This window comes from Variovorax sp. LG9.2, from assembly GCF_035018885.1.
Taxonomy (GTDB): domain Bacteria; phylum Pseudomonadota; class Gammaproteobacteria; order Burkholderiales; family Burkholderiaceae_C; genus Variovorax.
Genome location: NZ_JASJXB010000014.1, coordinates 1 through 22,460, shown reverse-complemented (window position 1 = coordinate 22,460; position 22,460 = coordinate 1). Strand labels below are relative to the sequence as shown.

Annotated in this window: 23 protein-coding genes; 5 read left to right on the top strand and 18 right to left on the bottom strand. The window is 65.2% G+C overall.

What is annotated here, in order from left to right; all coding sequences use genetic code 11:
• Window positions 1–16: 16 nt before the first annotated feature.
• The 3 genes from QN413_RS15480 to QN413_RS15470 all read right to left on the bottom strand — a co-directional run bounded on the left by QN413_RS15480 (window position 17) and on the right by QN413_RS15470 (window position 2,751).
• Window positions 17–697 (bottom strand): phospholipase, encoded by a 681-nt coding sequence (locus QN413_RS15480; RefSeq protein WP_323497471.1) that lies wholly within the window; start codon window positions 695–697, stop codon window positions 17–19.
• On the bottom strand, window positions 694–1,779 hold the full coding sequence (locus QN413_RS15475; protein ID WP_323497470.1) for a nitronate monooxygenase: 1,086 nt from the start codon (window positions 1,777–1,779) through the stop codon (window positions 694–696). Before QN413_RS15475 ends, QN413_RS15480 begins: the two co-directional genes overlap by 4 nt.
• A gap of 159 nt (window positions 1,780–1,938) precedes the next feature.
• The gene (locus QN413_RS15470; RefSeq protein ID WP_323497469.1) at window positions 1,939–2,751 is read right to left on the bottom strand and encodes a class II aldolase/adducin family protein; all 813 of its coding nucleotides are present in this window, start codon (window positions 2,749–2,751) and stop codon (window positions 1,939–1,941) included.
• A 159-nt stretch (window positions 2,752–2,910) separates the two neighbouring features.
• Between QN413_RS15470 and QN413_RS15465 the strand changes: the two genes are divergently transcribed.
• On the top strand, window positions 2,911–3,807 hold the full coding sequence (locus QN413_RS15465; RefSeq protein ID WP_323497468.1) for a LysR substrate-binding domain-containing protein: 897 nt from the start codon (window positions 2,911–2,913) through the stop codon (window positions 3,805–3,807).
• 18 nt (window positions 3,808–3,825) lie between these two features.
• Here the strand turns inward: QN413_RS15465 and QN413_RS15460 are convergent, their stop codons facing one another.
• The 13 genes from QN413_RS15460 to QN413_RS15400 all read right to left on the bottom strand — a co-directional run bounded on the left by QN413_RS15460 (window position 3,826) and on the right by QN413_RS15400 (window position 17,873).
• The gene (locus QN413_RS15460; protein WP_323497467.1) at window positions 3,826–5,049 is read right to left on the bottom strand and encodes a DUF1501 domain-containing protein; all 1,224 of its coding nucleotides are present in this window, start codon (window positions 5,047–5,049) and stop codon (window positions 3,826–3,828) included.
• A 19-nt stretch (window positions 5,050–5,068) separates the two neighbouring features.
• A complete protein-coding gene (locus QN413_RS15455; protein ID WP_323497466.1) occupies window positions 5,069–6,649 on the bottom strand; it encodes a DUF1800 domain-containing protein in 1,581 nt (526 codons plus the stop codon).
• Window positions 6,646–7,122, bottom strand: a complete 477-nt coding sequence (locus tag QN413_RS15450) for a hypothetical protein (protein ID WP_323497465.1) — start codon at window positions 7,120–7,122, stop codon at window positions 6,646–6,648. The genes QN413_RS15455 and QN413_RS15450 overlap by 4 nt, the downstream gene beginning before the upstream one ends.
• Before the next feature lie 128 nt (window positions 7,123–7,250).
• Window positions 7,251–7,925 (bottom strand): DsbA family oxidoreductase, encoded by a 675-nt coding sequence (locus QN413_RS15445; RefSeq protein ID WP_323497464.1) that lies wholly within the window; start codon window positions 7,923–7,925, stop codon window positions 7,251–7,253.
• 75 nt (window positions 7,926–8,000) lie between these two features.
• Complete coding sequence (locus tag QN413_RS15440; protein WP_323497463.1) at window positions 8,001–9,941, bottom strand: bifunctional sugar phosphate isomerase/epimerase/4-hydroxyphenylpyruvate dioxygenase family protein; 1,941 nt, start codon at window positions 9,939–9,941, stop codon at window positions 8,001–8,003.
• 73 nt (window positions 9,942–10,014) lie between these two features.
• Window positions 10,015–10,707 carry a DUF899 family protein gene (locus QN413_RS15435; RefSeq protein ID WP_323497462.1) on the bottom strand — a complete coding sequence of 231 codons (693 nt, stop codon included), beginning with the start codon at window positions 10,705–10,707 and terminating at the stop codon, window positions 10,015–10,017.
• Between the two features lie 10 nt (window positions 10,708–10,717).
• Entirely contained in the window at window positions 10,718–11,482 is a 765-nt protein-coding gene (locus QN413_RS15430; RefSeq protein WP_323497461.1) for an alpha/beta fold hydrolase, read from the bottom strand.
• Window positions 11,479–11,913 carry a carboxymuconolactone decarboxylase family protein gene (locus tag QN413_RS15425; RefSeq protein ID WP_323497460.1) on the bottom strand — a complete coding sequence of 145 codons (435 nt, stop codon included), beginning with the start codon at window positions 11,911–11,913 and terminating at the stop codon, window positions 11,479–11,481. Before QN413_RS15425 ends, QN413_RS15430 begins: the two co-directional genes overlap by 4 nt.
• Window positions 11,910–13,121 carry a 3-carboxy-cis,cis-muconate cycloisomerase gene (gene pcaB / locus QN413_RS15420; RefSeq protein ID WP_323497459.1) on the bottom strand — a complete coding sequence of 404 codons (1,212 nt, stop codon included), beginning with the start codon at window positions 13,119–13,121 and terminating at the stop codon, window positions 11,910–11,912. Before pcaB ends, QN413_RS15425 begins: the two co-directional genes overlap by 4 nt.
• Window position 13,122: 1 nt before the next feature.
• Window positions 13,123–13,956 (bottom strand): shikimate dehydrogenase, encoded by an 834-nt coding sequence (locus tag QN413_RS15415; RefSeq protein WP_323497458.1) that lies wholly within the window; start codon window positions 13,954–13,956, stop codon window positions 13,123–13,125.
• Window positions 13,957–13,984: 28 nt separating this feature from the next.
• Complete coding sequence (locus QN413_RS15410; protein ID WP_323497457.1) at window positions 13,985–15,535, bottom strand: carboxylesterase/lipase family protein; 1,551 nt, start codon at window positions 15,533–15,535, stop codon at window positions 13,985–13,987.
• Window positions 15,535–16,875 carry an MFS transporter gene (locus QN413_RS15405; RefSeq protein WP_323497456.1) on the bottom strand — a complete coding sequence of 447 codons (1,341 nt, stop codon included), beginning with the start codon at window positions 16,873–16,875 and terminating at the stop codon, window positions 15,535–15,537. The genes QN413_RS15410 and QN413_RS15405 overlap by 1 nt, the downstream gene beginning before the upstream one ends.
• 89 nt (window positions 16,876–16,964) lie before the next feature.
• Entirely contained in the window at window positions 16,965–17,873 is a 909-nt protein-coding gene (locus QN413_RS15400; protein ID WP_323497455.1) for a shikimate dehydrogenase, read from the bottom strand.
• 181 nt (window positions 17,874–18,054) lie between these two features.
• Here QN413_RS15400 and QN413_RS15395 point away from each other — a divergent pair, with 181 nt between their 5' ends.
• The gene (locus QN413_RS15395) at window positions 18,055–18,840 is read left to right on the top strand and encodes an IclR family transcriptional regulator domain-containing protein (protein WP_323497454.1); all 786 of its coding nucleotides are present in this window, start codon (window positions 18,055–18,057) and stop codon (window positions 18,838–18,840) included.
• A 58-nt stretch (window positions 18,841–18,898) separates the two neighbouring features.
• Window positions 18,899–19,825: a carbohydrate kinase gene (locus QN413_RS15390; RefSeq protein ID WP_323497453.1), complete on the top strand. Its 927-nt coding sequence runs from the start codon at window positions 18,899–18,901 to the stop codon at window positions 19,823–19,825.
• 14 nt (window positions 19,826–19,839) lie between these two features.
• Here QN413_RS15390 and QN413_RS15385 read toward each other — a convergent pair whose 3' ends face one another.
• Both QN413_RS15385 and aroC read right to left on the bottom strand, forming a co-directional pair.
• Complete coding sequence (locus QN413_RS15385) at window positions 19,840–20,139, bottom strand: DUF4148 domain-containing protein (RefSeq protein ID WP_323497452.1); 300 nt, start codon at window positions 20,137–20,139, stop codon at window positions 19,840–19,842.
• Between the two features lie 87 nt (window positions 20,140–20,226).
• Window positions 20,227–21,381 carry a chorismate synthase gene (aroC, locus tag QN413_RS15380; RefSeq protein ID WP_323497451.1) on the bottom strand — a complete coding sequence of 385 codons (1,155 nt, stop codon included), beginning with the start codon at window positions 21,379–21,381 and terminating at the stop codon, window positions 20,227–20,229.
• 102 nt (window positions 21,382–21,483) lie between these two features.
• On the opposite strand from aroC, the gene QN413_RS15375 reads away from it, so the two are divergent.
• Together QN413_RS15375 and QN413_RS15370 are read left to right on the top strand one after the other, a co-directional pair.
• Window positions 21,484–21,906, top strand: a complete 423-nt coding sequence (locus tag QN413_RS15375) for a cupin domain-containing protein (RefSeq protein ID WP_323497450.1) — start codon at window positions 21,484–21,486, stop codon at window positions 21,904–21,906.
• Window positions 21,907–21,953: 47 nt separating this feature from the next.
• Window positions 21,954–22,139: a hypothetical protein gene (locus QN413_RS15370; protein WP_323497449.1), complete on the top strand. Its 186-nt coding sequence runs from the start codon at window positions 21,954–21,956 to the stop codon at window positions 22,137–22,139.
• Window positions 22,140–22,460: the final 321 nt, after the last annotated feature.

Here is a 22,460-nt window from a genome sequence, read left to right as displayed (position 1 = left end):
GGCCTGAGCCGGTCGCTCAGGCCAGCGACTGCAGCCACGCAGTCGCCTGCTGCAACTCCGCCGGCCTGATCTCGTGCCCGCCCGGGAAATCGGCGCCCGACAACGCGATCGGCAGGTTGCCGACGAAGGCGCGCGTGTGCTCTGCAGCAGCCAGCGGAATCACGTTGTCCGCGGTGCCATGGCTAACCCACAACGCCTTGCCTTCGAAGGCTTCACGCGGCGCCAAATGGCCTTCGACCTGGGGCAGCAAACGGCTGTGCCAGACCATCGCAGCGCGAACTTTTTCAGGCTGCGTGAGCAACAGCGACAGCGACATGATGCCGCCCTGGCTGAAGCCGCCGACGACGACGCGCTCCGGCGGAATGCCCAATTGCTGCGCGGCTGAAACCAGCATCTCGCCGACCAGGAAACGGCTCTCGCGCTCCTGCGCTTCGTCGATCGTGCGCTGGCCGGTCGCGCTGACATGAAACGAGAACCACGCGTATGAATCGGGTGACAACACGTTCGGCGCACGCAGGCTGACGACGTGGAACGCCGGCGGCATGTGCGGCGCAAGTCCGAACAGATCGGCCTCGTTGCTGCCGACGCCGTGCATCAGCAGCAGCAGCCATGGCTCGGCCACATCGGCAGCGGCAGGTCGCTCCAGAAAAGAAAGCGGCAGGCGCAAGCGAGGTGATGTCGAGGAGGGTTCGGTCATGGAGGCGTCGGGTCGAAGGAATGGGAAAGGAGTGATTGCGCAAAGCCTTTGGCAAGGCTTTGCACGATGTCGTGCGCAGGCAGCGGCTTGCAGCCCGTCGCGTTCTGTCCCGACCATAGCGGGGAAAAGTCGCCACTGCCCTGCGCTTCGGCCTTGGCACGCAATGGCGCGATACCGGCGGTCGCCATCGGAAACTCCGGCGGCGCGGTGCCGATCGGTCCGAGCTCGCTCATCACGCGGTTCACGATGCCGCGTGCCGGTCGCCCAGTGAACACATTGGTCAACGCCGTGTGCCGCGCGGCCTCGCTTTGCAATGCCGCGCGATGCAGGCTCGTCGTCGTGGCCTCGGGGCACAACAGGAACGCGGTGCCGACCTGAACTCCCGCGGCACCCAGCGCCATGGCCGCCGCGACGCCATCGGCATCGGCGATGCCGCCCGCAGCGATCACCGGCACCTTCAGCGCGCGCACCAACTGCGGCAAGAGCGCGAAGGTACCGAGTTGCCGCGTGAGATCGTGCGAAAGAAAGTGGCCACGATGGCCACCCGCCTCAAGGCCTTGCGCGATGACCGCATCGGCGCCGTGCGCTTCGAGCCACAGCGCCTCGTCGAGCGTGGTCGCCGAGGCCAACACCTTCGAACCCCAACGCTTGACTTTTGCGAGCAGCGCGGGCGACGGCAAGCCAAAGTGGAAACTGACCACCGGCGGCTCGAATTCGGCCAGCACGGCCGCCGCCGCTTCATCGAACGGGTTGCGGCCAGGCCCGGCACCGACGCTCTTCGGGTCGATGTCGAACTCGCGGTAGTAAGGCGCCAGGGCGCTGCGCCATGCGGCGTCTCGCGCGGCATCGGGCTCCGGCGGCGTGTGGCAAAAGAAGTTGACGTTGTAGGGCTTGTCGGTGCCTGCGAGGATGGTGGTGATCTCGCTACGGATCGCGTCGGCGCCGAGCATGGCGCAGGGCAGCGAACCGAGGCCGCCTGCGTTGCTGACTGCGATGGCGAGCGCACTGCCCTGCACGCCTGCCATCGGCGCCTGAGCAAGGGGTAACGCAGTGCCGAGAAGGGTTTGCAAAGTGAGGTGCATGACTGGCTCCTTGGACGGGAACGCCATTGTCCACCGCTCTTCGCCGGTCTTGCACACGCTGTGAACTCGCCTAAATCGCGATCACGAACAGGCCAATGTGGGTGCTGCCCGCCGCAGCTGCGGCAGCACGCGGCAAGGTCGTCGTGTTCATGGTCCGGCTCAGTCGAACATGTCCGGCTGCGTTGCCGCGATCTGGTCGTATAGCGTCTGGAAATGCAGCCAGCCGATGAACTCGCTACCGACATGCTCGCGGCTGTAGCGCGCGCGTTCCGGCGTGACCAGCCGTGGCGTGACGCCGCTGGCGTCGACCAGCAGTTGCTGCTGGCAGCAACGTTCCAGCGCGATGAACCAGAAGGCCGCCGCATCGATGCTGTGGCGGCTGGCCGTCAGCAGCCCGTGGTTTTGGTGGATTGCCGCCTTCACGCCCTTGAACGCGTTGGCGACCTTGTTGCCAGCCTCCTTCTCGACAGCGACCTGGCCCGCCTCATCACCGATCACCGCATGGTCTTCGAAGAACGCAGCGGCGTCCTGCGTGATGGGTTCGAGCTTCTTGCCGAGCGATGCGAAGGCCGTGCCGTACACCGTGTGCGCATGGCACATCGCGAGGATGTCGGGGTGCGCGTCATGCACCGCGGCATGCAACACGAAGCCGGCGCGATTGACTGCGTAGTCGCCTTCGACGACCCTGCCATCGTGGTCCACCAGGATCAGGTTCGACACCTTGACCAGCGAGAAATGCACCGCCATCGGGTTGGTCCAGTACAGGTGCGGCCGCTCCGGATCGCGGATCGTCAAGTGGCCTGCGAAGCCGTAGTCGAATCCTTGCTGCGCGAACGCACGGCAGGCGGCGACGAGATGTTCCTTCAGGTACTGGCGCTCGTCGGCGTGGTTCGTGAAGGTCGGGATCTCGGGGAACTTCAGTCCAACCTGTTCGGGCTGATAGACCGAGATGCGCTTCTTGATGTCGAGCATATTGTTGTCTCTGGCTGGTTGTGTTGCAGGTTGCGAATGCAAGTCGTGACGAGCACGCAAGACGCAGATCATCCGCATCGGCGGCCGCGTTGACAAAGGACGACTGTTCACCAATGGCTGAAACAGATTCATCTATGCTCGTGAAAACCAGCACTTCCGATGCGACGTCTTCCATCCTTCTTCGCACTCCGCGCCTTCGAGGCTGCGGCGCGGCTTGGCGGCTTCACGCAAGCAGGCGAAGAGCTGCATCTGACGCCGTCCGCCATCAGCCATCAGGTGCGCGCGCTTGAAACATGGTTCGGCCGTGCGCTCTTCACGCGCGGTGTACGCAAGGTGACGCTGACCGTCGACGGCCAAAGGTTGCTGGACCAGCTAAGTCCGGCTTTCGATCAGATCGAGGATGCCTGCGCCGAGCTGCGTCCACTGCAATCCCGCAGCGAACTCGCGGTCCACTGCTCGCCGAGCTTTGCCGCCAAGTGGCTCGGCCCACGGTTGCCGCAGTTCATGGCGGCGCATCCGTCGATCGTGATCCGCATGTCATCGAGCGCGGAACCTGCGGACCTTGCCAAATCGGCGGACATCGATGTCGACATCGCCTATGGATTGCCCCCGCCGCATGCCAATGTGATGGTCGAGCCGCTGGGACTCGAGTCGACGGTGCCGATGTGCTCGCCGCGCCTGCTTGAAGGCCGTGGCTCGATGACGCCGGCCGATGTGCTGCGATTCACATTGATCGATTCCAAAGTCAATCCGGTGCAGTGGACAGATTGGTGCAAGCTGAACGGGCTCAAGCTGCCGACCGGTGCGCGGCCCTCTTTCGATCGGGGTTCGATGGTTATCGCTGCTGCAGTCGACGGCATGGGCATCGCATTGGAGACGACGCGCTTTGCCCAACGAGACCTCGAACAGGGCGATCTGGTGATTCTGGAGGGCCCGTCTTTCCATCGGATCGAGCGCGTCACCCACTTCATTTGCTATCGCAAGTCGGCGATCGACAACGAGCGCCTTATCGCGTTTCGTGACTGGATGAAAGCGCAGTTGCTGCCAGCGACCTGAGCGAGCGCCTGTGCGCAGCTAGACCAGCCGCAGATCGCGTGGCGCGACCCCCGCAAACACCCGATCGAGCTGCGCAGGCGACAGTCCGTACATCCGCGCGAACAAGCCGCCGAAGACCGCGCGGTATTCGTTCAGCACCGGATAGTCGCGGTTCTGGAACAGATTGGCTTGCGACACCTCGACCTGCTCGCCCAACACGCGACCGCCGGCCTGTGCAGCGAGGCCGCCGCCGAGCACCCAGTACACGGTGCCGTGGCCATGGTCGGTGCCCTTGTTGCCGTTCTCACGGAAGGTGCGGCCGAACTCGCTGATCACCACCACCACGGTGTCGCGCCAGGCGTCGTCGCCCATCTCTTCGGCAAAGCCGGCGACGCCACGGCCGAGTTCCTCGAGGCGGTTGGCGAGGTAGCCGGTGCCGGCGCCCTGCCCCACGTGCGTGTCCCAGCCGCCGACATCGACGAAGCCGAGGTCGAAGCGTTCGCGCATCAGTCGCGCCATGCGCCGCGCGACCAGCTCGAAGCCCTTCGACGTCATCGCGTTGCGGCTGGCCGCTTCCATCTCTTCCTTCACGGCGCGCTGTACCTCGTCACGCACCGCAAAGCCTTCGACCACCGGCTGCGCGAGCTTGGTGTTGCGATACATCGCCTCGATCACCTTGCTCTGTCGCCCGTCGATGGCCTGGCGGCCGACCGAGCCGAGCGCCATGTTGGCGGCCTTGGCGTCGCCCCTGAGCGCGATCGGCAGCTGGTCGGTAAAGGCCATCGGCGACACCGCCGTCAGCGGTCCGGCACCGAGCACGCCGGCCAGCCGATTCAAGAAGCCCGAGCGATAGTCACGGCCGCGGTCGAGTGCCTGGCCGAGCTCGATCGAGTCCTGCGTTTCGAAGTGACTGCGCGTGAGGTCGTCCGTGCCGGCGAACGGAATGAACGCCGCTTGCTGCTTCTGAAACAACGGCATCACGCTGGTCGCGAGCGCCGGGTGCAGTCCCCAGTGCGCATCCAGCTGCAGCGCGCCATTGGGCTGACCGGGCCGCGGCACTGCGATGGTCGGCCGCGCGCTGCGATAGAAGTCGTCGGTGCTGCCCGATGCGATGGGCACCAGCAGGTTGGCGCAGTCGTAAGCACCGCGCAGGAACACGACCAGCAGCTTCGCGTTGCCGGCGGCAGGCGCGGCCATGAGCCGGCCCGCGGCACCGGCGAGCGGTGCCGCGCCCATGAGCTTCAAAAGATGTCGGCGTTGCATGTGAGTTTCCGGTGCGTGTTCAGCGATTCATCAACTCGGGCGAAGCGAGCAGGAACGTGTTCCAGTCCTGCGGCGATCGTGCATCGGCCAGCGCGGCCCGTGTGTCGGCGCCCAAGCCCGGCAACGCCGCACGCACCGCGCCCGACTCGGCCAGCGCTGGAAACGCCGGACGCTCCAGCGGCGCGCCATCGTCGGTGCGAAACAGCACTGCGCCGTTGGCACCGATGGCGCGCGCGATCTCGAAGCGCGTGGTCATCTGCCCGGCACTGGCCCACGCCGATTGCGTGAGCGGATAACCATCGGGCGTCTCGTGGCCGTACAGCGGCTCGCCCATGCGGTTGATCCAGCCGATCAGCGGGGCTGTATTTGTCACCACGCGATCGTCGTACGCCAGCCGCACGCCGGCCAGCGCGTAGTGGACCGGATCACGAAACTTGTGGCCGAGCGACGCGCTGAACTCCGGCGAAGAGAACATGGTGGCCAACGTCGCGGCGATGTCGCCGTCGCTGTGCATGAAGCTGTCGGCCATGCGATCGACCAGCGCCTGCGACGGCTCGTCCGCAACAAAATACACGGCCAGCTTGCGTGAGATGAAGCGTGCCGTGGCCGGCGCCCGCGCGAGGCGGTCAAGCGCCTCGTCGACTTCAGCCATCCCATGACCCGTGATCGGTCGGCCCAGCAAGGTCTTGCCGCCATAGTCGTGGCGCTGCGGGTTGAACTCGAACAGCCCGCGGCGCACGTAGTCCTCCGCGAGCGCGGGACGCATGCGCGGCGCTGGCTCGTCGGTCGCGCGCAGCGTCACGCCGACGCCGGTGAGCACGCGCGCCAGCTCCTGCACGTCGGCTTGCGAATAGCCGCTGCCGACGCCCAGCGTGTGCAGCTCCATCAGCTCGCGCGCATAGTTTTCGTTGATGCGATTGGCAGCGTTTTGCGCGTTGTCCAGATAGCGCAGCATGGCCGGATGCCGCAACGTGGCACCGAGCAGATCGCGAAACCTGCCGAGCGCGTGCGGCCGGATTGCGCTGTCTTCGTAGTCGCCGATCAGCGCGCGAAGGTTGTCCTTGCGCACGTTCACGTTGAAGTGATTCATCCAGAACCATGTCATCTGCTCCTGCAACTGGTTCGGCGAATAGAGCGCCCGCAGCACGAAGCGTTGTTGCGCCTCGCGCGACAGCCGGTTGAGCTCTTGCTGATAGGCCTGGCGCGCGGCCTTCTTCTGGTCTTCGTCGGGCAAGGCATCGGCCGCCTTGCGTTGTGCCTCTAGCGCGATGGCGAGCTGGTGGACCGGGGTGCGCGAAATGGTCATGCCGTCGACCTGCGCCTGCGCTGCGGTTGGCAGTGCGGCCGGTCTTGGATTGAGCTGGTCGCGCATCCACGGGCCGAGCCCTCGGCGCGTCAACTGCGCCTCGGTGGCGGTGCTGGCGCCCCAGCTCACCCGATTGAGCCAGAGCAGGCGTGTGGCTTCGTCCACCGGTGCCGCTGGGAACGTGACCGTAGCGACCGCGCGACCCGAACCGGGACCAGTGGAACAACCCGTCAGCAACATCATCGCGCAGGCGCCGAGCACGCCCAGGCCAACCGCTGCGCGCAGGGTGGTCATTCGCGGCGCGTGTTGTGACGCCGCACGTCGCCGATGGCATGTTGCGCCGCGTCGAGCGCTGCATCGACATGGGCCAGTCCGTGCTGCTGGAACGGACGCGAGCGTGGATCGTCTTCTTCACGCGCCACGTCGGAGTGCACCTTGCGCAACAGGTCTGCCGCTGCATGCAGGCGGCCTTCGCGCGGTAGCCATGCATCTGTCGGCGGCTGCCACTGCAGCGACTTGCCGTCCAGCCACGCGGCGCGCTGCAGATCGTTGATGGCGGCAGCGACCTCGTCGCGAACGATCATCTCGTCCTGCGAGACCTGACCGTCTTCAGGGCGGCGATGGTCGACTTGCCAGGCCGCGGAACGCAAATCGGACAACGCGTGAAGATAGAAAGGATGCTTGCCGTATTCGTCGGCAAAGGCGGGTGCAGTGGCTGCAACGGCAGCGGCAGCGAATGCCAGTGCCGCGATAAATCTTGTCTTCATGTAAGTGTCCTTGACGGGTGAACAACGGCGATAGCCGCCTCCTTTCAACCCGCCAGGGCACACCGGCGTTGACCTGCTTTACCCGCAATGCACAAAGGGAATTAATTTACTCTTTGTGCCCGCACAAGTCAGGCTGTCGACAGCCTCGCCGGGGCCGCGCCGGCGATCTGCCGCAGCGCGCGTTCGAACACTTCGACCGGCTGGCCGCCCGAAATCAGGTGCTGGTTGTTGATGATGATCGCGGGCACCGAGTGGATGCCGGCGTCGGTGTACATCCGTTCGCGCTCGCGCGTTTCTTCGGCGTACTCGTCGCTCGCCAGAATCTCGCGTGCACGCGCTTCGTCGAGCCCCGCTGCACCGGCGAGCCGCACCAGCACCTCGGGGTCCGAAGGGTTTTCGCTGTCGGTGAAGTAGGCCTTGAGCAGCGACTTCTTGAGCACGATCTGCTTGGTCACGTCTTCCAGCTCGGCCCAGTGCAGCAGCCGATGCGCATCGAAGGTGTTGTAGATGCGCGGCCGGCCGCCGGCACTGAACTGAAAGCCGACCGCAGCGCCGCGCGCACGGATCATCTCTCGCGACTCCGCCTGCTGCTCGCGCGACGAGCCGTACTTCTGGTTCAGATGCTCGAAGGTGTCTTGCCCTTCCTTCGGCATCTGCGGGTTCAGCTCGAACGGCTGAAAGTGCAGCTCGGCCTTGACGTCCGGCGCGACACGGGCCAGCGCCGCTTCGAGCGCACCGAGTCCGACGGCGCACCAGGGGCACGACACATCAGAGACGAAATCGATCTTGAGTTGAGTTGTCATAGTTTCATTGTTCACAAGCACCACAACCCTTATCGTGCGCAAGGTTTTGCCCTCGACAAAGTTGGTGCGGCAAGTTCACTCCTGCGCCTGCGATGCCATACGCGCCGGTGCGTTGCTGGCGCCATAGCCGTCGTATGCGCCGATGCGCTGCACGACTTCAAAAAACAGTCCCTGCTCGAAACTCTCTGTGTAGATATGAAGGTAGTCGCCCGTGGCCGAACGGTCGAACAGCACGCCTGCAGCGCGCATGCGGTCGAGCAGCGCGGCGTCGATGTCGAGCCGCGTCTGCAGGTCGTCGTAGTAGTTGCCGGAGATGGGTACGAATTGCAAGCCGTTCCCACGCAGCGCAGCGACCGTCTCGAAGATGTCGTCGCAGGCCAGCGCGATGTGATGCACCGCGCCGCCACCCGTCACGCTCAAGGTGCGCGCGGTGCGGGTGCGCTGGCTCATCGACACGTTGAGTACCAGCCGCACGCTGCGGTCGGCGTTGGCGACGCCGCGGCTGCGGATCAGGCCGAAGGGGTCGGCCAGCTCCAGGCTTTCGCCGGGTTCCAGGCCGAGCACGGCGCGCGAGAACAGCACCCATGTGTCGAGCTGGTCCACTGCGAGGCCGAGGGCGACGTGGTCGATCGAGTGCAGCCCCACGACGGCTGCGTCGGACGTCGAAGGGGCATCGTCTTCCATGACGAAGTCCGCTTCGTAAAGGCCCCTGCTGCCGAGCGATGAGGGTACGAAGTGCACCAGATTGCCGCCCGGCGCGACGATGGCCGGCACCTGCACTTCGTCGGGGCCGAGCGGGCTGTCATGCCGCTGCGAGCGCATGGCAGTGGCGCGCGCCGCAGCGCCCTGTGGATCGTCGGTGCGAATGCCCAGCGCACACACCGAAGTGCCGTGCGCCTCGAAACGACTTCGCGCGAACGAGTCGGGTTGCGCGTTGACGATGAGATGGATATAGCCCTGCCGATACAGCGCGACCGCCTTCGAGCGATGCTGCCCGACGCGCTTGAACCCAAGCTGTTGCAGCAGCGCGCCGAGCGTGCCGGCCGATCCCGCCGGACCCTCGCTGGCTGCGAACTCGATGAAGGTGATGCCAGAAAGTGCCGGCATCGGCGGCGGGCTGAACAGCTCGATGGTGTCGCCCACGCGCTGCGCCCGCGTTGAAGTTTTGCGTGTCGTTGACTGCGTCTCGGACCGCGCTTCAAGACGATCGCGCACCTGGCTTTCAAGGTACAGCAGGGACCGCATTGCATCGACCGCGGTGCGACGGTTCGGCGTTTCGCGGAACACGTCGTTGAAAATCTCGAGCGACAACGGCCCCGTATAGCCGGCCAGCAGCGTCTTCTCGAAAAAGGTCACGACATCGAGATCGCCCTGCGCCGGAAACAAGCGATGGTGGCGTGCCCACTGCAGCACCGACATGTCGAGTAGCGGCGCGTCGGCCATCTGCAGGAAAAAGATCTTGTCGCCGGGGATCTCGACAATGCCGGCCGGATCGTCCTTCAGCGACAGCGTATGAAAGCTGTCGAGGATCAGGCCCAGATGCGGATGATCGGCGCGACGCACGATGTCCCAGGCCTGGCTGTAGAGGTGGGTCTTGCGACCCCACGCCAGTGCCTCGAAGCCGACCCGCAGGTTGCGGCGCGCCGCGCGCTCGGCCAGTTCGTGCAACTGCGCCGCGGCGAGCGCCGGGTCGTCGAGGGTTGCCGGCGAGGTGTTCGAGCAGCACAGAACCAGCGGCGCGCCCATCGCTTGCATCAGGTCGAACTTGCGCTCGGCACGCTCCAGGCTCCGGCGGAATTGCGGCTCCGGCATGGCTTCGAAATCGCGAAACGGCTGGTACAGATCGATCGACAGGCCCAGGTCTTTGGTGATGCCACCGAGTTCGGCCGCGCTGCCGTTGAAGTTGATGAAGTCGTTCTCGAACAGTTCGATGCCGTCGAAGCCTGCAGCAGAAATCGATTCGAGTTTTTGACGCAGCGTGCCGCTCAGGGACACGGTCGCGATGGAGCGGTGCACGGTGTGGGTCAGTCGTTCGATGTGGTGCGGGAGGCCATGGGTGCCACTTTAGAAAAGCATTGCGCCGCTCAACTCAGTACGCCAGCTTCGGATACCAGTCGCTGCCCCGCCCCGCCGGCGTCAGGTCCAGGATGTTCCACAGCGGCGTCGGGTCCGGCGCACCGCGAGCGTCTTCACCGGGGTCGGCCGTGCCGCCGAGTTCCGATCCCCAGAAATGGAAGACCTTGCCGTCACGCTTGACCCACACGTCCAGCGCCGGCCATTCGTTGCCATCCGGCGCGAGCCCGCGATAGTCGCGAGCGAATTCGTCGCCGACGGTCGCGTAGAACTCGAGGTTGCGCCAGCCGCGCTCGCGTCCGAACGCCAACTGACGCTCGACCGGCGAGCGCCCGATCACGGCGATTGCCACCTTTTGCACCAGGTCGCGCACCGGCGTGTCCATGGCACCCAAAAACGACGTGCACATCGGGCAGGCTTGCTGTCGCTCGGGGCCGTACATCCAGAAGTAGGTGACGAGCGTGTCGTGCGCGCCGAACAAGTCGACCATGGGCAATGTCTTGCCGTTCTCGTCCTTGAACTCGTAGCCGCGCGCTTCGCCGCCTGGAGGCAAGGCGCGGCGTTGGGCGGCGACGCGCTCGATGTGGCGCCGGAGTTCGATCTCTTCGGCCAGCAGCGCCGTGCGTGCCTTGCGGTACTCGGCGCTGTCGTTGGGGTAAGGCTTGCTCGCTGCGGCGGCGAGTTCGGTCGCAGGTTTAAGTGCGGTCATCGCGTTCCTTTCAGAGACTGCGCCAGAAGTCGATCAGCAACTGAGTGAACTCGACCGGGCGCTCCACTGCGCTCAGGTGCGCTGCGTCGATGGTCGCCAGCCGCGCGCCGGGGATGGCCGCCACCATGGCTTCCGACATCGCCATCGGCGTGGCCTCGTCCTGCAGGCCACCGATGACCAGCGTCGGCACGGCGATGCGTCGGTTGCTCTCGCGAAAGTCGATGGCCGCGACCGCCTTGCAGCTTGCGATGTACGCCTGCGGCTCGTTGCGCAGCAGCACGTCTTTCAGCGCCTCTGCGGCGGCCTTGCCGTCATGGGTACTGGTGTAGCCGGGCGTGAGCCAGCGCGAGACGGCGCCCGGCGCGATGGCTGCAATGCCGGCGGTGCGCACGGTCTCCTCACGGGCTGTCCAAGAGGCTTGGTCGGGGTAATGGGCCGCCGAGTTGGCGATCGCCAGCGTCTTCAACAATTCCGGGTGCTGCACTGCCAGTGCTTGCGCCGTCATGCCGCCCATCGAGAGCCCGACGAAGTGCACGGGCTCGCCGTCGGCCTCGCGCGCGATGAGGTCGGCCGCGTCCTGCGCCAGCATTTCGATGCGCAAGTCGCCAGGCACGATTTCCGATGCGCCGTGGTTGCGGTGGTCGTAGCGCAACACGGTGTGCGCGCGAGACAGCAACGCGGCCACGCCGTCCCACATGTGAAGGTCGCAGCCGAGTGCATGGCTCAGCACGACGATCGGGCCTTCGCCTTCGCGCAGGACGTTGAGACGGGTCATGGTGTTCCTGGTGGTTTCGGTGTCACTGGTATGCCTGCGGGCAGCAGCCCCTTTTCGCGCAGGATGCCGGCTGCGATGCCGAAGGCATGGTTGGCGACCGGCACGCCGCAGTAGATGGCGGCCATCATGATCACTTCCTTGATGTCGTCGGGCGTCAGGCGTGACTCGGGCGGGCCATCGAGCGCGGCGCGCACGTGCATCGCGAACTCTTCGTACGCATGGATGCCCAGCATCATCGACAGCACCATGTAGCGGCGCGTCTTGTCGCCCAGCGCCGGCCGGCCCCAGATGTCGTTCCACGCATGGCGCGTGATGAGCTCCTGGAACTCGGCGTTGAAGTCGTTGCGATTGGCCAGCGACTTGTCGACCCATGCATCGCCCAGCACGCGGCGCCGGCTGACGAGCCCGGACTCGTAGGTGTCATCGGTCATTGCGAAATTTCCTTGCTTGAAAGTCGGGCCTTGAGCGCATCGACTTCGGCCAGCGCGATGGCACCGGCGTTGTTGGCCAGCGCGACCGAGAACCATTCGTCCGCGGCGTCTTGCGGCAGCTCGGCGCGCAGCCGTTCGATGTTGGCGCGCATACGTGCGGCATCGACCTGCAGGCCCGGCAAGGCGCTCGCCATCGCTCGCACGCTGCCGTGCGCCGACATCAGCAATTGCGGCCACTCGGCGAGCTCGGCCTGCCAGGCGCCGAGCGCACGCTCGTGTTCTTGCGGCATGGCAGCCAGCAACGCGGCCACACGCTGCGGGGTGCGGTGCGCGGCCGCGATAGCGACCATCGACGCCACCGGATTGCGTTTGTGCGGCATGGCCGACGAGCCGCCGCGGCCGGGCTCGCTCGGCTCGGCGACTTCGCCCACTTCGTACTGGCCCAGCAGCGCGATGTCGCCGGCGATCTTGCCGAGACTGCCGGTCATCAACGCCAGCTCGCAGCCGAGAGCGACCCACTCGTCGCGCTGCGTGTGCCAGGTTGCGCCGGGATCGCCGAGCGCCAGGTCGGTCGCCATGCGCCGGCGCACCGCCACGCCCTGCCCGCGCATCTGCGCCAGCGTGCCGACCGCACCCCCCAGCTGCACCTGCAGCGCGCGCTTTGTCGCGCTGCGCAATCGCAGGCGGCTGCGCACCAGCGGCGCCGCCCAGCCCGCGCACTTGAAGCCGAAGCTGGTGACCGAGGCCGGCTGCATCAGCGTGCGCGCCAGCATCGGCGTGGTCGCATGCAACGTGGCGAGCTTGAGCAGCGCATCGGCCGCCTTCGCCAGATCGGCTTCGACCAACGCCACCGCCTCGCGCGTGACCAGCGACATCGCCGTGTCGATCACGTCCTGGCTGGTGCTGCCGAAATGCACGAACGGCGCAGCGTCCTTGTTGAACAGGCCGACGGCCTCGCGCAAGGTCTTGACCAGCGGGATGGCGACGCTACCGGCACGGCCACTCTCGCGCACGATCTTGGCGACGTCGAACAGCTCCACCTTGCAGCTGCCGACGATGGTCTGCGCCGCCGCTTCGGGGATCAGACCCTCTGCTGCCTGCGCTCGCGCCAGCGCGGCCTCGAAGCGCAGCATCGCGCTGACGAAATTGGTGTCGCTGAACGCCGCCAGCGTTTCGGATGTGGAAAGAAAACCTTCGAAAATGCTCATGTCAGTAGCGTAACTGCGCCACGGCGCGCAGGTCGTCCGGCGATGCAGTGCCAAAGCCGAAAAACTCCAGGTACGCCGGGATCATTTCGAACAACATGTCGGTGCCGACTTGTACCGCGCAGCCCTTGTCTTTGGCCGCCTGCAGCAGCGGCGTGTACTCGGACTTCATCACGACCTCGCCGACGAAGGTGCCCGGCGCGATGCGGTCGATGTCGAACGGCAACGGGTCGCCGTCTTTCATGCCGAGCGGCGTCGCGTTGACCACGACGTCGAAGCCGGCCGGGTCTTTGGAGCCAGTGGTAACGACCATCTTGGGGTAGTGCTCGCGCAGCCGCGCAGCCAGCGCATTGGCCGATGCATCGCTCATGTCGAACAACGCCAGTTCAGCCGCCCCCGCTGCAGCGATCGACGCAGCAATGGCCGAGCCGACACCGCCCGTACCCGACACCAGCACACGCGTCCCCTTGAAAAGCCGGCCCTTGCGCTCGACGCCGCGCACGAAGCCGGCGCCATCGAACTGGTCGCCGAGCAACGTGCCATCGGGTCGCTTCAGGATGGCGTTGCACGCGCCTGCGATGCGCGCTGTCGGCGTGACCTCGTCCATCAATGCGACTGTCGAAACCTTGTGCGGCATCGTCACCAGCGCACCGCGAATGTTGCTGAACCGGAAGATCGCCGCGAGCGACGCAGCGTAGTCGTCGGGCTTGACGCCCATCGGCACGACCACCGCATCGATGCCCTGCTGATCGAACCAGGGGTTGTAGATCATCGGCGCCTTGAAGGCTTCGGTCGGGAAGCCCAAGTGAGCGATGAGCATGGTCTTGCCGGAAATCATGGTGACGATCTGAAAAGGTCGGTGCGGGTCAGCGCAAGAAAGAAAGATGGGCTTGGCGCGGGATGTCGATGGGCACGGGCTCAGCCTTGATTTCGAGCACCGTGGGCTTCGTGGATGTCGATCGACTCGCATCCGATGGCGCGAACTGCGGCCAATGCGGCAGGCCTTGGTCGTCTCCTTCACCATTCGGGTTGCCGCTCTTCGCGAAGTTGGCCCACCAGCCCTGCATCAGCGCGGTGATGCGGTCGTCGTCGGCACCCCAATCGCGATCGAGCACGCGCGTGGTGCCGAAGATGTACGGGTACTCGGAGCTGTGGAACACGCCGAGCTTCGCTGCCGGTTCGCCGTCCCCGGACTCGCGATAGCGCTGGCCTTTCCTGAATGGCTGCAACTGCGCGAAGTGATAGGCCCAGGTCGGTGCGACGGCAGCTTGCGCACTCGCCGCTGCGACCACGCCGCCAGCGAAGAGCCCATCGCCGAAGAGCGCGCGGCTCGATGTCACTGCCTCGGCATCGCTGCCCGCGGGATAGAAGCGCTCAGCCTCTGCGGCACGGTCGCCGAAGCGTTTCTGCAGATGCGTTTTGAACGACGTGGCCGACGATGCTGCCGGAAAGGTCGAGCCTTCGTCACGCGTCCAGCCGGTCAGGAACGGCACGCGCTGCTGCTCACCCGCCGCAAAGCTTTCGGCCAGCGGCTTCTGCAGGAACTTGCCGTCGACGATCGGCATGAAGCGGTGCGGTTGCGCGAGGTAGCGCTGCATCAAATCGTCTGCGCTGAGCGCGCGCAACGACGCGAGCGAATCCGCGTCGGTACCGCCCGCGAAGTCGACGCCCTGTGCCTCGCCGGTCGCAAGGCTCGGCGTCGGGTTGAGGCCGAAGCTCTGCGCGATCGCGTGCTTGAAGAGGCCGCGCGCTTCGGGCGCCGCCATCAATGCGATCACGCCATGCGCACCAGCCGACTGGCCGAACACGGTGACGCGCGCCGGGTCGCCGCCGAACGCTGCGATGTTGCGCTGGATCCAACGCAAGGCGGCGGCCATGTCGAGCAGCCCGTAGTTGCCCGACGCGCCTTCCGCCTCCGCATTGAGGGCCGGATGCGCCATGAAACCGAAGGGCCCGAGCCGGTAGTTGAAGGTGACCAGCACCACGCCCTGCTTTGCCAGGTCACCGCGCACGAACACGGGGTTGGAAGCCGCGCCTTGCTGGAAGGCACCGCCATGGATCCACACCATAACGGGCAGCGCTTCACCGCCACGATCCGCCGGTTCGTTCGACGTCCACACGTTGAGGTAGAGACAGTCTTCGCTCATCGGCTGCACGCCAGAATACTCGGCGTAGACCGAATCCGGCGCGCGGCCCGGTTGCGTGCATTGCGGCGAGAACTTGTCGGCACGGCGCACGCCGTCCCAAGCGGTGAGCGGTGCCGGCGCACGCCAGCGCAAGTCGCCGACAGGTGCCGCAGCGAATGGAATGCCGCGCCATGCACACAGGCCGGTCGCCTCGTCGTGAACACCTTCGATGAGGCCGCTGTCGATGCGCACCGGCGCGAGAGCGGCGACCTTCGACGCCACCTCCGACATCACGCACGAACCTTGTTCATCTTCTTGCCGAGTTCATGCATCGGCACCTTGTACGTCTCCGGTGCGGTAAAGATCGAGATCGCCGCAATCACGGAAGCCGCACTCACGAGCCCCGCGACCGGCATCCAGCCGTTGATGCCTTCGCCCATGATGGCCGCGCTGATGGTCGGCGCGAAACCGCCGATCGCAAAGCCGATCTGCGTGCCGATGGCCATGCCCGACAAGCGAACGCGCGTGTCGAACATTTCGCCGTAGAGCGAAGGCCACACCGCGTTGGCGGCGCTGTAGACGATGCCAGAGGTGAGCAGGCCGAACAGGAAGATCAGATTCAGGTCGCCGCGGCTGATGGCCCACAACGTCGGCCAGATGAGCACCGCACAACCCAGCGCGCCGAAGATGAAGATCGGGCGGCGGCCGACCTTGTCGGACAGCATCGCCCACAGCGGAATCGCGGCCAGCGCAACGACGTTGGCGCAGACCAGCAACGTCAGCATGGTGGTGCGTGGGATGTGCACAGTGTTGACCGCATACGAGAGCACGAAAATGCCGAAGATGGTGCTGGTCACCGACACCAGCGCACCAAAGACCACGCGCAGCACAGCGGGCGTGTGGTCGCGAAAGAGCACGGCGGCGGGCATTTCGACGGTGGCGTTCGCGTCGGCTTCTTCCTTGAAAGCCGGCGTTTCCGGCAGCGTGCGGCGCACCCAGAAACCGACCGCCACCACGATCGCGCTCAGAAAGAACGGGATGCGCCAGCCCCACGAAAGCAACTGCTCTTCAGGCAACGACGCGATCGGCAAGAAGACGAGGGTCGCGAGGATGAAGCCCATCTGCGTTCCGCTCAATGTGAAGCTCGTGAAGAAGGCGCGCCGATGGGCCGGCGCGTGCTCCAGCGTCATCGAGTTGGCACCGGCCTGCTCGCCTGCGGCCGACAGTCCCTGCAGCAGACGCAGCACCACCAGCATGATTGGTGCGGCGATGCCGACCTGGTTGTAGGTGGGCAGCAGCCCGATCAAAAATGTCGAGATCCCCATCAGCAGCAGCGTGAATGTGAGCACCTTCTTGCGACCGAACTTGTCGCCGATGTGGCCCATGAAAAACGCACCGATCGGCCGCGTGACATAGCCGACGCCGAAGGTCGCAAAGGCCGCGACGGTCGCCAGCTTGGGATCGATTGTCGGAAAAAAGATCTTGCCGAACACCAGCGCTGCCGCGGTGCCGTAAATGAAGAAGTCGTAGTACTCGACCGCACTGCCGATCCAGCTTGCAAAGGCGGCTTTTCTGGGCGTCTTGACGCCCTCCGGTTCTCCCGTGTTGTCGAACGTTCGCACGTCATTCATCGTGATGGCCATGGTTTTGTCTCTATGGTTGGAAGTTGAAAATCGAAAAGGGAAGCAGAAGAGAAGCAGCAGGGAAGCAGCGGAAAAATTCAGCTGTAGCGCAGCGGGTTCTTGATCTCGTCGGCCATCGCCGCGGGGTAGATCAGCTCGCGCAGGAAGTCGGCGTCGTCGCGCAGCGCTGCGGCCGCGTCGACGTAGCCAAAGTAACCGAGGTAGTGCGGCATCTGCTGCACCAGCATTTCGAAGCCGGCTTGCGCATGCAAGCCACGCGCCCGCCCAGCGCGCACCAAGGGCGTCGGCTGGCCGCGCAGCAGGATGTCGAACACCGCTGCGTGGTTGTCCATGCGCGCTACATCCAACGGCAACGCATCGCCTTCGTTCAGCCCGAGCGGTGTCGCGTTGATGACCAGGTCATAGCCGGCCGGGTCGTTGCTGTCGACCGCAACCACCGTCGCATCGAAGAACGAATCGAGCTTCACCGCGACGCCGGCCGCCTTGCCCGCCACGATGTCGTGCAGCGCGATGTGCTCGGCGCCGTTGACGGTGCCACCCTCGGCCAAAGCGACGCCGATGGCCGCCGCGCTTACTCCGGCACCCAGGATGAGCACGCGCTTGCCGCGAAAAGGAATCCTGTAGTGGTCGAGCGCGCCGATCAGGCCTTCACCATCGAACAGATCGCCTTCGAGTTGGTCGTGTTCGGCGCGGCGCACCACGTTGACCGAGCCGGCGACACGGCCGAACAATCCGCAGCCATCGAGCAGGTCGACCACCAGCGGCTTGTGCGGCGGCGCGATCAACATGCCGCGCACATTGCGGGCTAGAAATGCGGACTTGAAGAACACCGCGAAATCGCGCCGTGGTACTTGCATCGGCAGCAGCACGGCGTCGATGTCGAAGCGCTCGAACACCGCGTTGAACATCCGCGGCAGGCGCACGTTGCGTACCGGATCGCCCGGTAGCAGGTACGCCTGGGTGCTGCCATGAATGGTGGAGGTCATGAATGTCTCTGCGCTTTGTTCGATCGCCCGTCTGGTGGGGCGTGCGGGGACTCTATCGACAGCGCTTCAGGCAGTACATTCGGATCTCACCCAAACGATCGATGAGCGAACGACCGAGTGCGTTAATCGCGCACATTCAGGGTTTCTCCTAGGCAGATCGGCAACACAGAGGACGCACCAGATGCCCAAAGAAGGCTCCCCGACGCCCGCCGGGCTCGAAAAGCGCGACTGGATCGCTGGCCTGGAGCGCGGCGTAAGCATCATCGAAGCCTTCGACGATGCCAACCCGCGGCTCACTGCCAGTCAGGCCGGGCAGCGCACGGGCATGACGCGCACGGCAGCACGCCGCTACCTGCTGACCTTGCAACACATGGGCTACGTCGCGAGCGACGACAAGCTCTTCTGGCTCACGCCGCGGGTGCTGCGGCTAGGTCAGTCGTACCTCGAATCGGCACGGCTGCCGCGCATCGTCCAACCTTTCTTGCAGCGCGTCGCAGCGGGTACGCACGAGATCGCCTACCTGAGCGTGATGGACGGCGACGAGGTGGTCTACATCGCGCGCAACGGGCCCAACCGCAGCATGAGCACCGGCTACGTGCTCGGGGCGCGCGTGCCGGCGCAGGTGACAGCGGCGGGCATGCTGATGCTGGCGCTGCGCAGCGACACCGACATGGCGATTTGGCTGGCGAAGCACGAGCTCAAGGTCTTCACTTCGCACACCATCGCGAGCAAGGAGCGCATGAAGCTCGAGCTGGCCCGCATCCGTGCACAAGGCTGGGCGATATCGGAACAGCAGCTCGACCTCAACTCACGCGGCATCGCGGTGCCTTTGCGCGACCGGCACGGTGAACTGGTCGGCGCCCTCAACATCACGATGCCGATGGGCCACGAGGGCTCTGACGAAGCGGTGGCGCGCGTGCTGCCCGTGCTGCGCGAAACGGCGCAGGCGATGCGCAGTCTGATTTGAAGTATTGGCGCCGGGGAAGCCCGATTTCTATACTGGCGACCCACTCAAAGGAGATTGAATGTTCGTGGTTTGCGGCGAAGCCCTGATGGATGTGTATGCGGGCGAATCGACACCGACCGGGTTGAGCTTCGATGCCCGCATCGGTGGCTCGCCCTTCAACGTAGCGGTCGGGCTGGCGCGCCTGGGCAGGCCTGTCGCATTGCTCACCGGCTTGTCGACCGACAGTGCCGGCGAGCGCCTGCTCACAGCGCTGCAAGACGAGCAGGTCGACACCTCGTTGCTGCTCAGAAGCGACGCGCCCAGCACGCTGAGCGTGATCAGCCTCGATGCCCACGGCGTACCGCGCTATGCGTTTCATGGCACCGGCGCTGCAGATCGGCAAATCACTTTAGACACCCTGCCCGCCTTGCCGCCCACCACGCGCGTGCTGCAGTTCGGCTCTTACGCATTGGTGGTCGAGCCTGTCGGCTCTGCGTTGCTGGCATTGGCCGCGCGCGAGCACACGCAACGGCTCATCGCCTACGACCCGAACGTGCGCCTCAACGTCGAGCCCGATCTGTCGCGCTGGCGTGCAGTGGTCGAGCAAATGGTGGCACTGTCGCACTTCGTGAAAGTGAGCGACGAGGACCTGGGACTGCTCTACCCCGGTGAAACGCCCGAGCAAGTGGCTGCGCGCTGGCTTGCGCTCGGCGTGTCGCTGGTGACGGTGACGCGCGGCGGGCATGGCGCGAGTTCGTGGACGCGAAGCGTGCAGGTCGACGTGCCTTCGTTACCGGTCAAAGTGGTGGACACCGTGGGTGCTGGTGACACCTTTCAAGCGGCGCTGCTGACCTGGCTCGACGAGCGGGACAAGCTGAGTGCGTCGGCGATGGCATCGCTCGACACGCAGGCCCTCGAAGCGATGCTGAAGTTCGCCTCGAAGGCGTCGTCGATCGCCTGCTCGCGCCGCGGTGCGGACATGCCGCGCCGCAGCGAATTGGACTGATCGCGAAGCGTCTTTCAGCGAACGCGGGTCTGAACCGTCAGGTCGCCGTCGCCGTAGGTCTGTGCGCCGGCTGACGTGATCGACAGCGCGCCCGCACGGACAGCGCTGCGATCCGCCATGTCGGTACGCGCGAGGGTACCGGTGCCGCCGTTGCTGATCGGCGCAGCATTGCGTGCCTGGGCCTGCACTTCAGCGCGCGTCATCGTCGACTGGAAAGGCTGCGGCGGCAGCGGGTTCTGTTCACCCTGAAAGGCCTGCGCGCCGAGGGCGGCAAAACCGGTGATTGCTGCAACTGCGATGAGCTTGATGTTCATGATGAAACTCCGTGAAAGAAGGATTTAAGTCGATCCGAATAGACCGCCTGCAACCTCTACGGATGAATCACCGCCGCAGATTCATTTCTAGAGAAAAGAAGATTGCGGGCCTTCGGACTCGTCGGAGGTGCCGGCTTCGCTGCTCGCATTGCCGAAGGGCCGTGAACGACGTCCCGAGTTACTGATGTCGCCGTTCTGCGCGCGATTTCGCAGTGCATGTTCCATCACCACCAACGCCAGCATCGCCTCGGCAATGGGCGTGGCACGAATGCCGACGCACGGGTCGTGGCGGCCCTTGGTCACCACCTCGACCGGCTGGTTGTTGATGTCGACCGACTGCCGCGGGCTGATGATCGAACTCGTCGGCTTGATCGCGATACTCACTTCGAGGTCTTGCCCCGACGTGATGCCGCCCAGGGTGCCGCCCGAGTTGTTGGTGGCAAAGCCCTGCGGCGTGATCGAGTCGCCGTGCATGGTGCCGCGCTGCGTCACGCTGGCAAAGCCGGCGCCGATCTCCACGCCCTTGACCGCGTTGATGCCCATCATGGCGTAGGCGATGTCGGAATCCATCTTGTCGAACAGTGGCTCGCCCAGGCCGACCGGCACCCTGCCCGCCGTCACCCGTATGCGCGCGCCGCAGGAGTCACCGGCCTTGCGCAGCGCATCCATGTATGCCTCGAGATCGCTCACATCGGCCTTCGGCGCGAAGAACGGGTTGTTCGGCACGTGCTCCCAGCCCTCGAACGGAATGACGATGCCGCCAATTTGCGCCATGCAGCCGCGGAACTGCGTTCCGTACTTTTCGAACAACCACTTCTTGGCGACCGCGCCGGCCGCGACCATCGGCGCCGTGAGCCGGGCCGACGAGCGGCCACCACCGCGCGGATCGCGAATGCCGTACTTCTTCCAGTAGGTGAAGTCGGCATGGCCGGGTCGGAACTGCTGCGCGATCTCGCTGTAATCCTTGCTGCGCTGGTTGGTGTTCTGGATGAGCAAAGCGATCGGCGTGCCAGTGGTCTTGCCTTCGTACACGCCGCTCAAGATCTGCACAGCGTCGGGCTCGTTGCGCTGCGTGACGTGGCGGCTGGTGCCGGGGCGGCGGCGATCGAGGTCGCCCTGGATGTCGGCCTCGGTCAGCGCCATGCCAGGCGGGCAGCCGTCGATGACGCACCCGATCGCGGGGCCGTGAGATTCACCGAAGTTGGTGACTGCGAAAAGGGTGCCGAAGGTATTGCCGCTCATGGGCCGGGATTATCGACGGAGCGGGAATGCTTTATGCATGCTGCGCCGCAGCAACCCCACCCCTGCCAATCCCACCTCTGTATTCACGCAAAGGAGCGCTTCATGCTGGACCGTACCGCCACCAAGTTTTCGCACGTCAAACCCGGCGACACCGATTTCAAGCCCGGCGGCCTTCGCGACTTCTTCCTGTACCGCGACCTGGGCGTGGCCGAAGCCACCAACGGCGCCGTCATCGCGCACCTCGTGAAGGCGAACATGCCCCCGGAAGAGGGCACCGGATGGCACCGACATGAGGCGGATTTCCAGATCGTCATCATGACCAAGGGCTGGGCCAAATTCATGTACGAAGACAAGGAAACACTGGTCGAGGCCGGCGACGTGGTGCACCAGCGCCCCGGGATACGGCATTTCTTGTTCGACTACTCGCCGGACATGGAATACCTGGAGATCGTGTCGCCGGCGGACTTCAAGAGCGTGGATGTCGAGGCTGCGGCTGAGGTGCCGGCGCCTATGCCCTGGAAATAAGCGCGATCTTTATCGAGCCACCATCGGACGCCTGGGAGATGTATCGCGTGTTGGCCGAAGAGCGCCGACAACGCGAGATCGAACCTATGTTGTCAATGCCACGCAATGCGCTGCTCGAAACCCAGACCAGCGATGCCGAGCGTCACGCGGAAGAGCTCTTGCGCGAGATGCACGACCTCAACGACCAAGGAGCGTTTGATCGGCGAGGCAAGGACAACAAGAAGGAGGGTTGAGAAGCGCTGGTGCGAGGCTCATGCCGGCGCGGTGCACTACTTCGCTCATGTCCCCCGGCTTCGCCTCCTCCTTTACTTCGCTGCGCAGTACACCCCACCGGCCTGCGCCATGTGAGGGCCGCGGTTGATCGGGGTGCGCGACCGTCAGCTTCGGGCGGCGGATTCAACGGGTCGATGCAACACACTAAGAACTGCACAGGCAGAAGGAGTGTTGCAAATGAAGTACCGGACACGAACCCACTACTCGGACAGTCAGAAGGCGTTGATGTGGGAGCGCTGGAAGACCGGCTGGACTCTTCACCAGATCGGCCAACTCTTTGA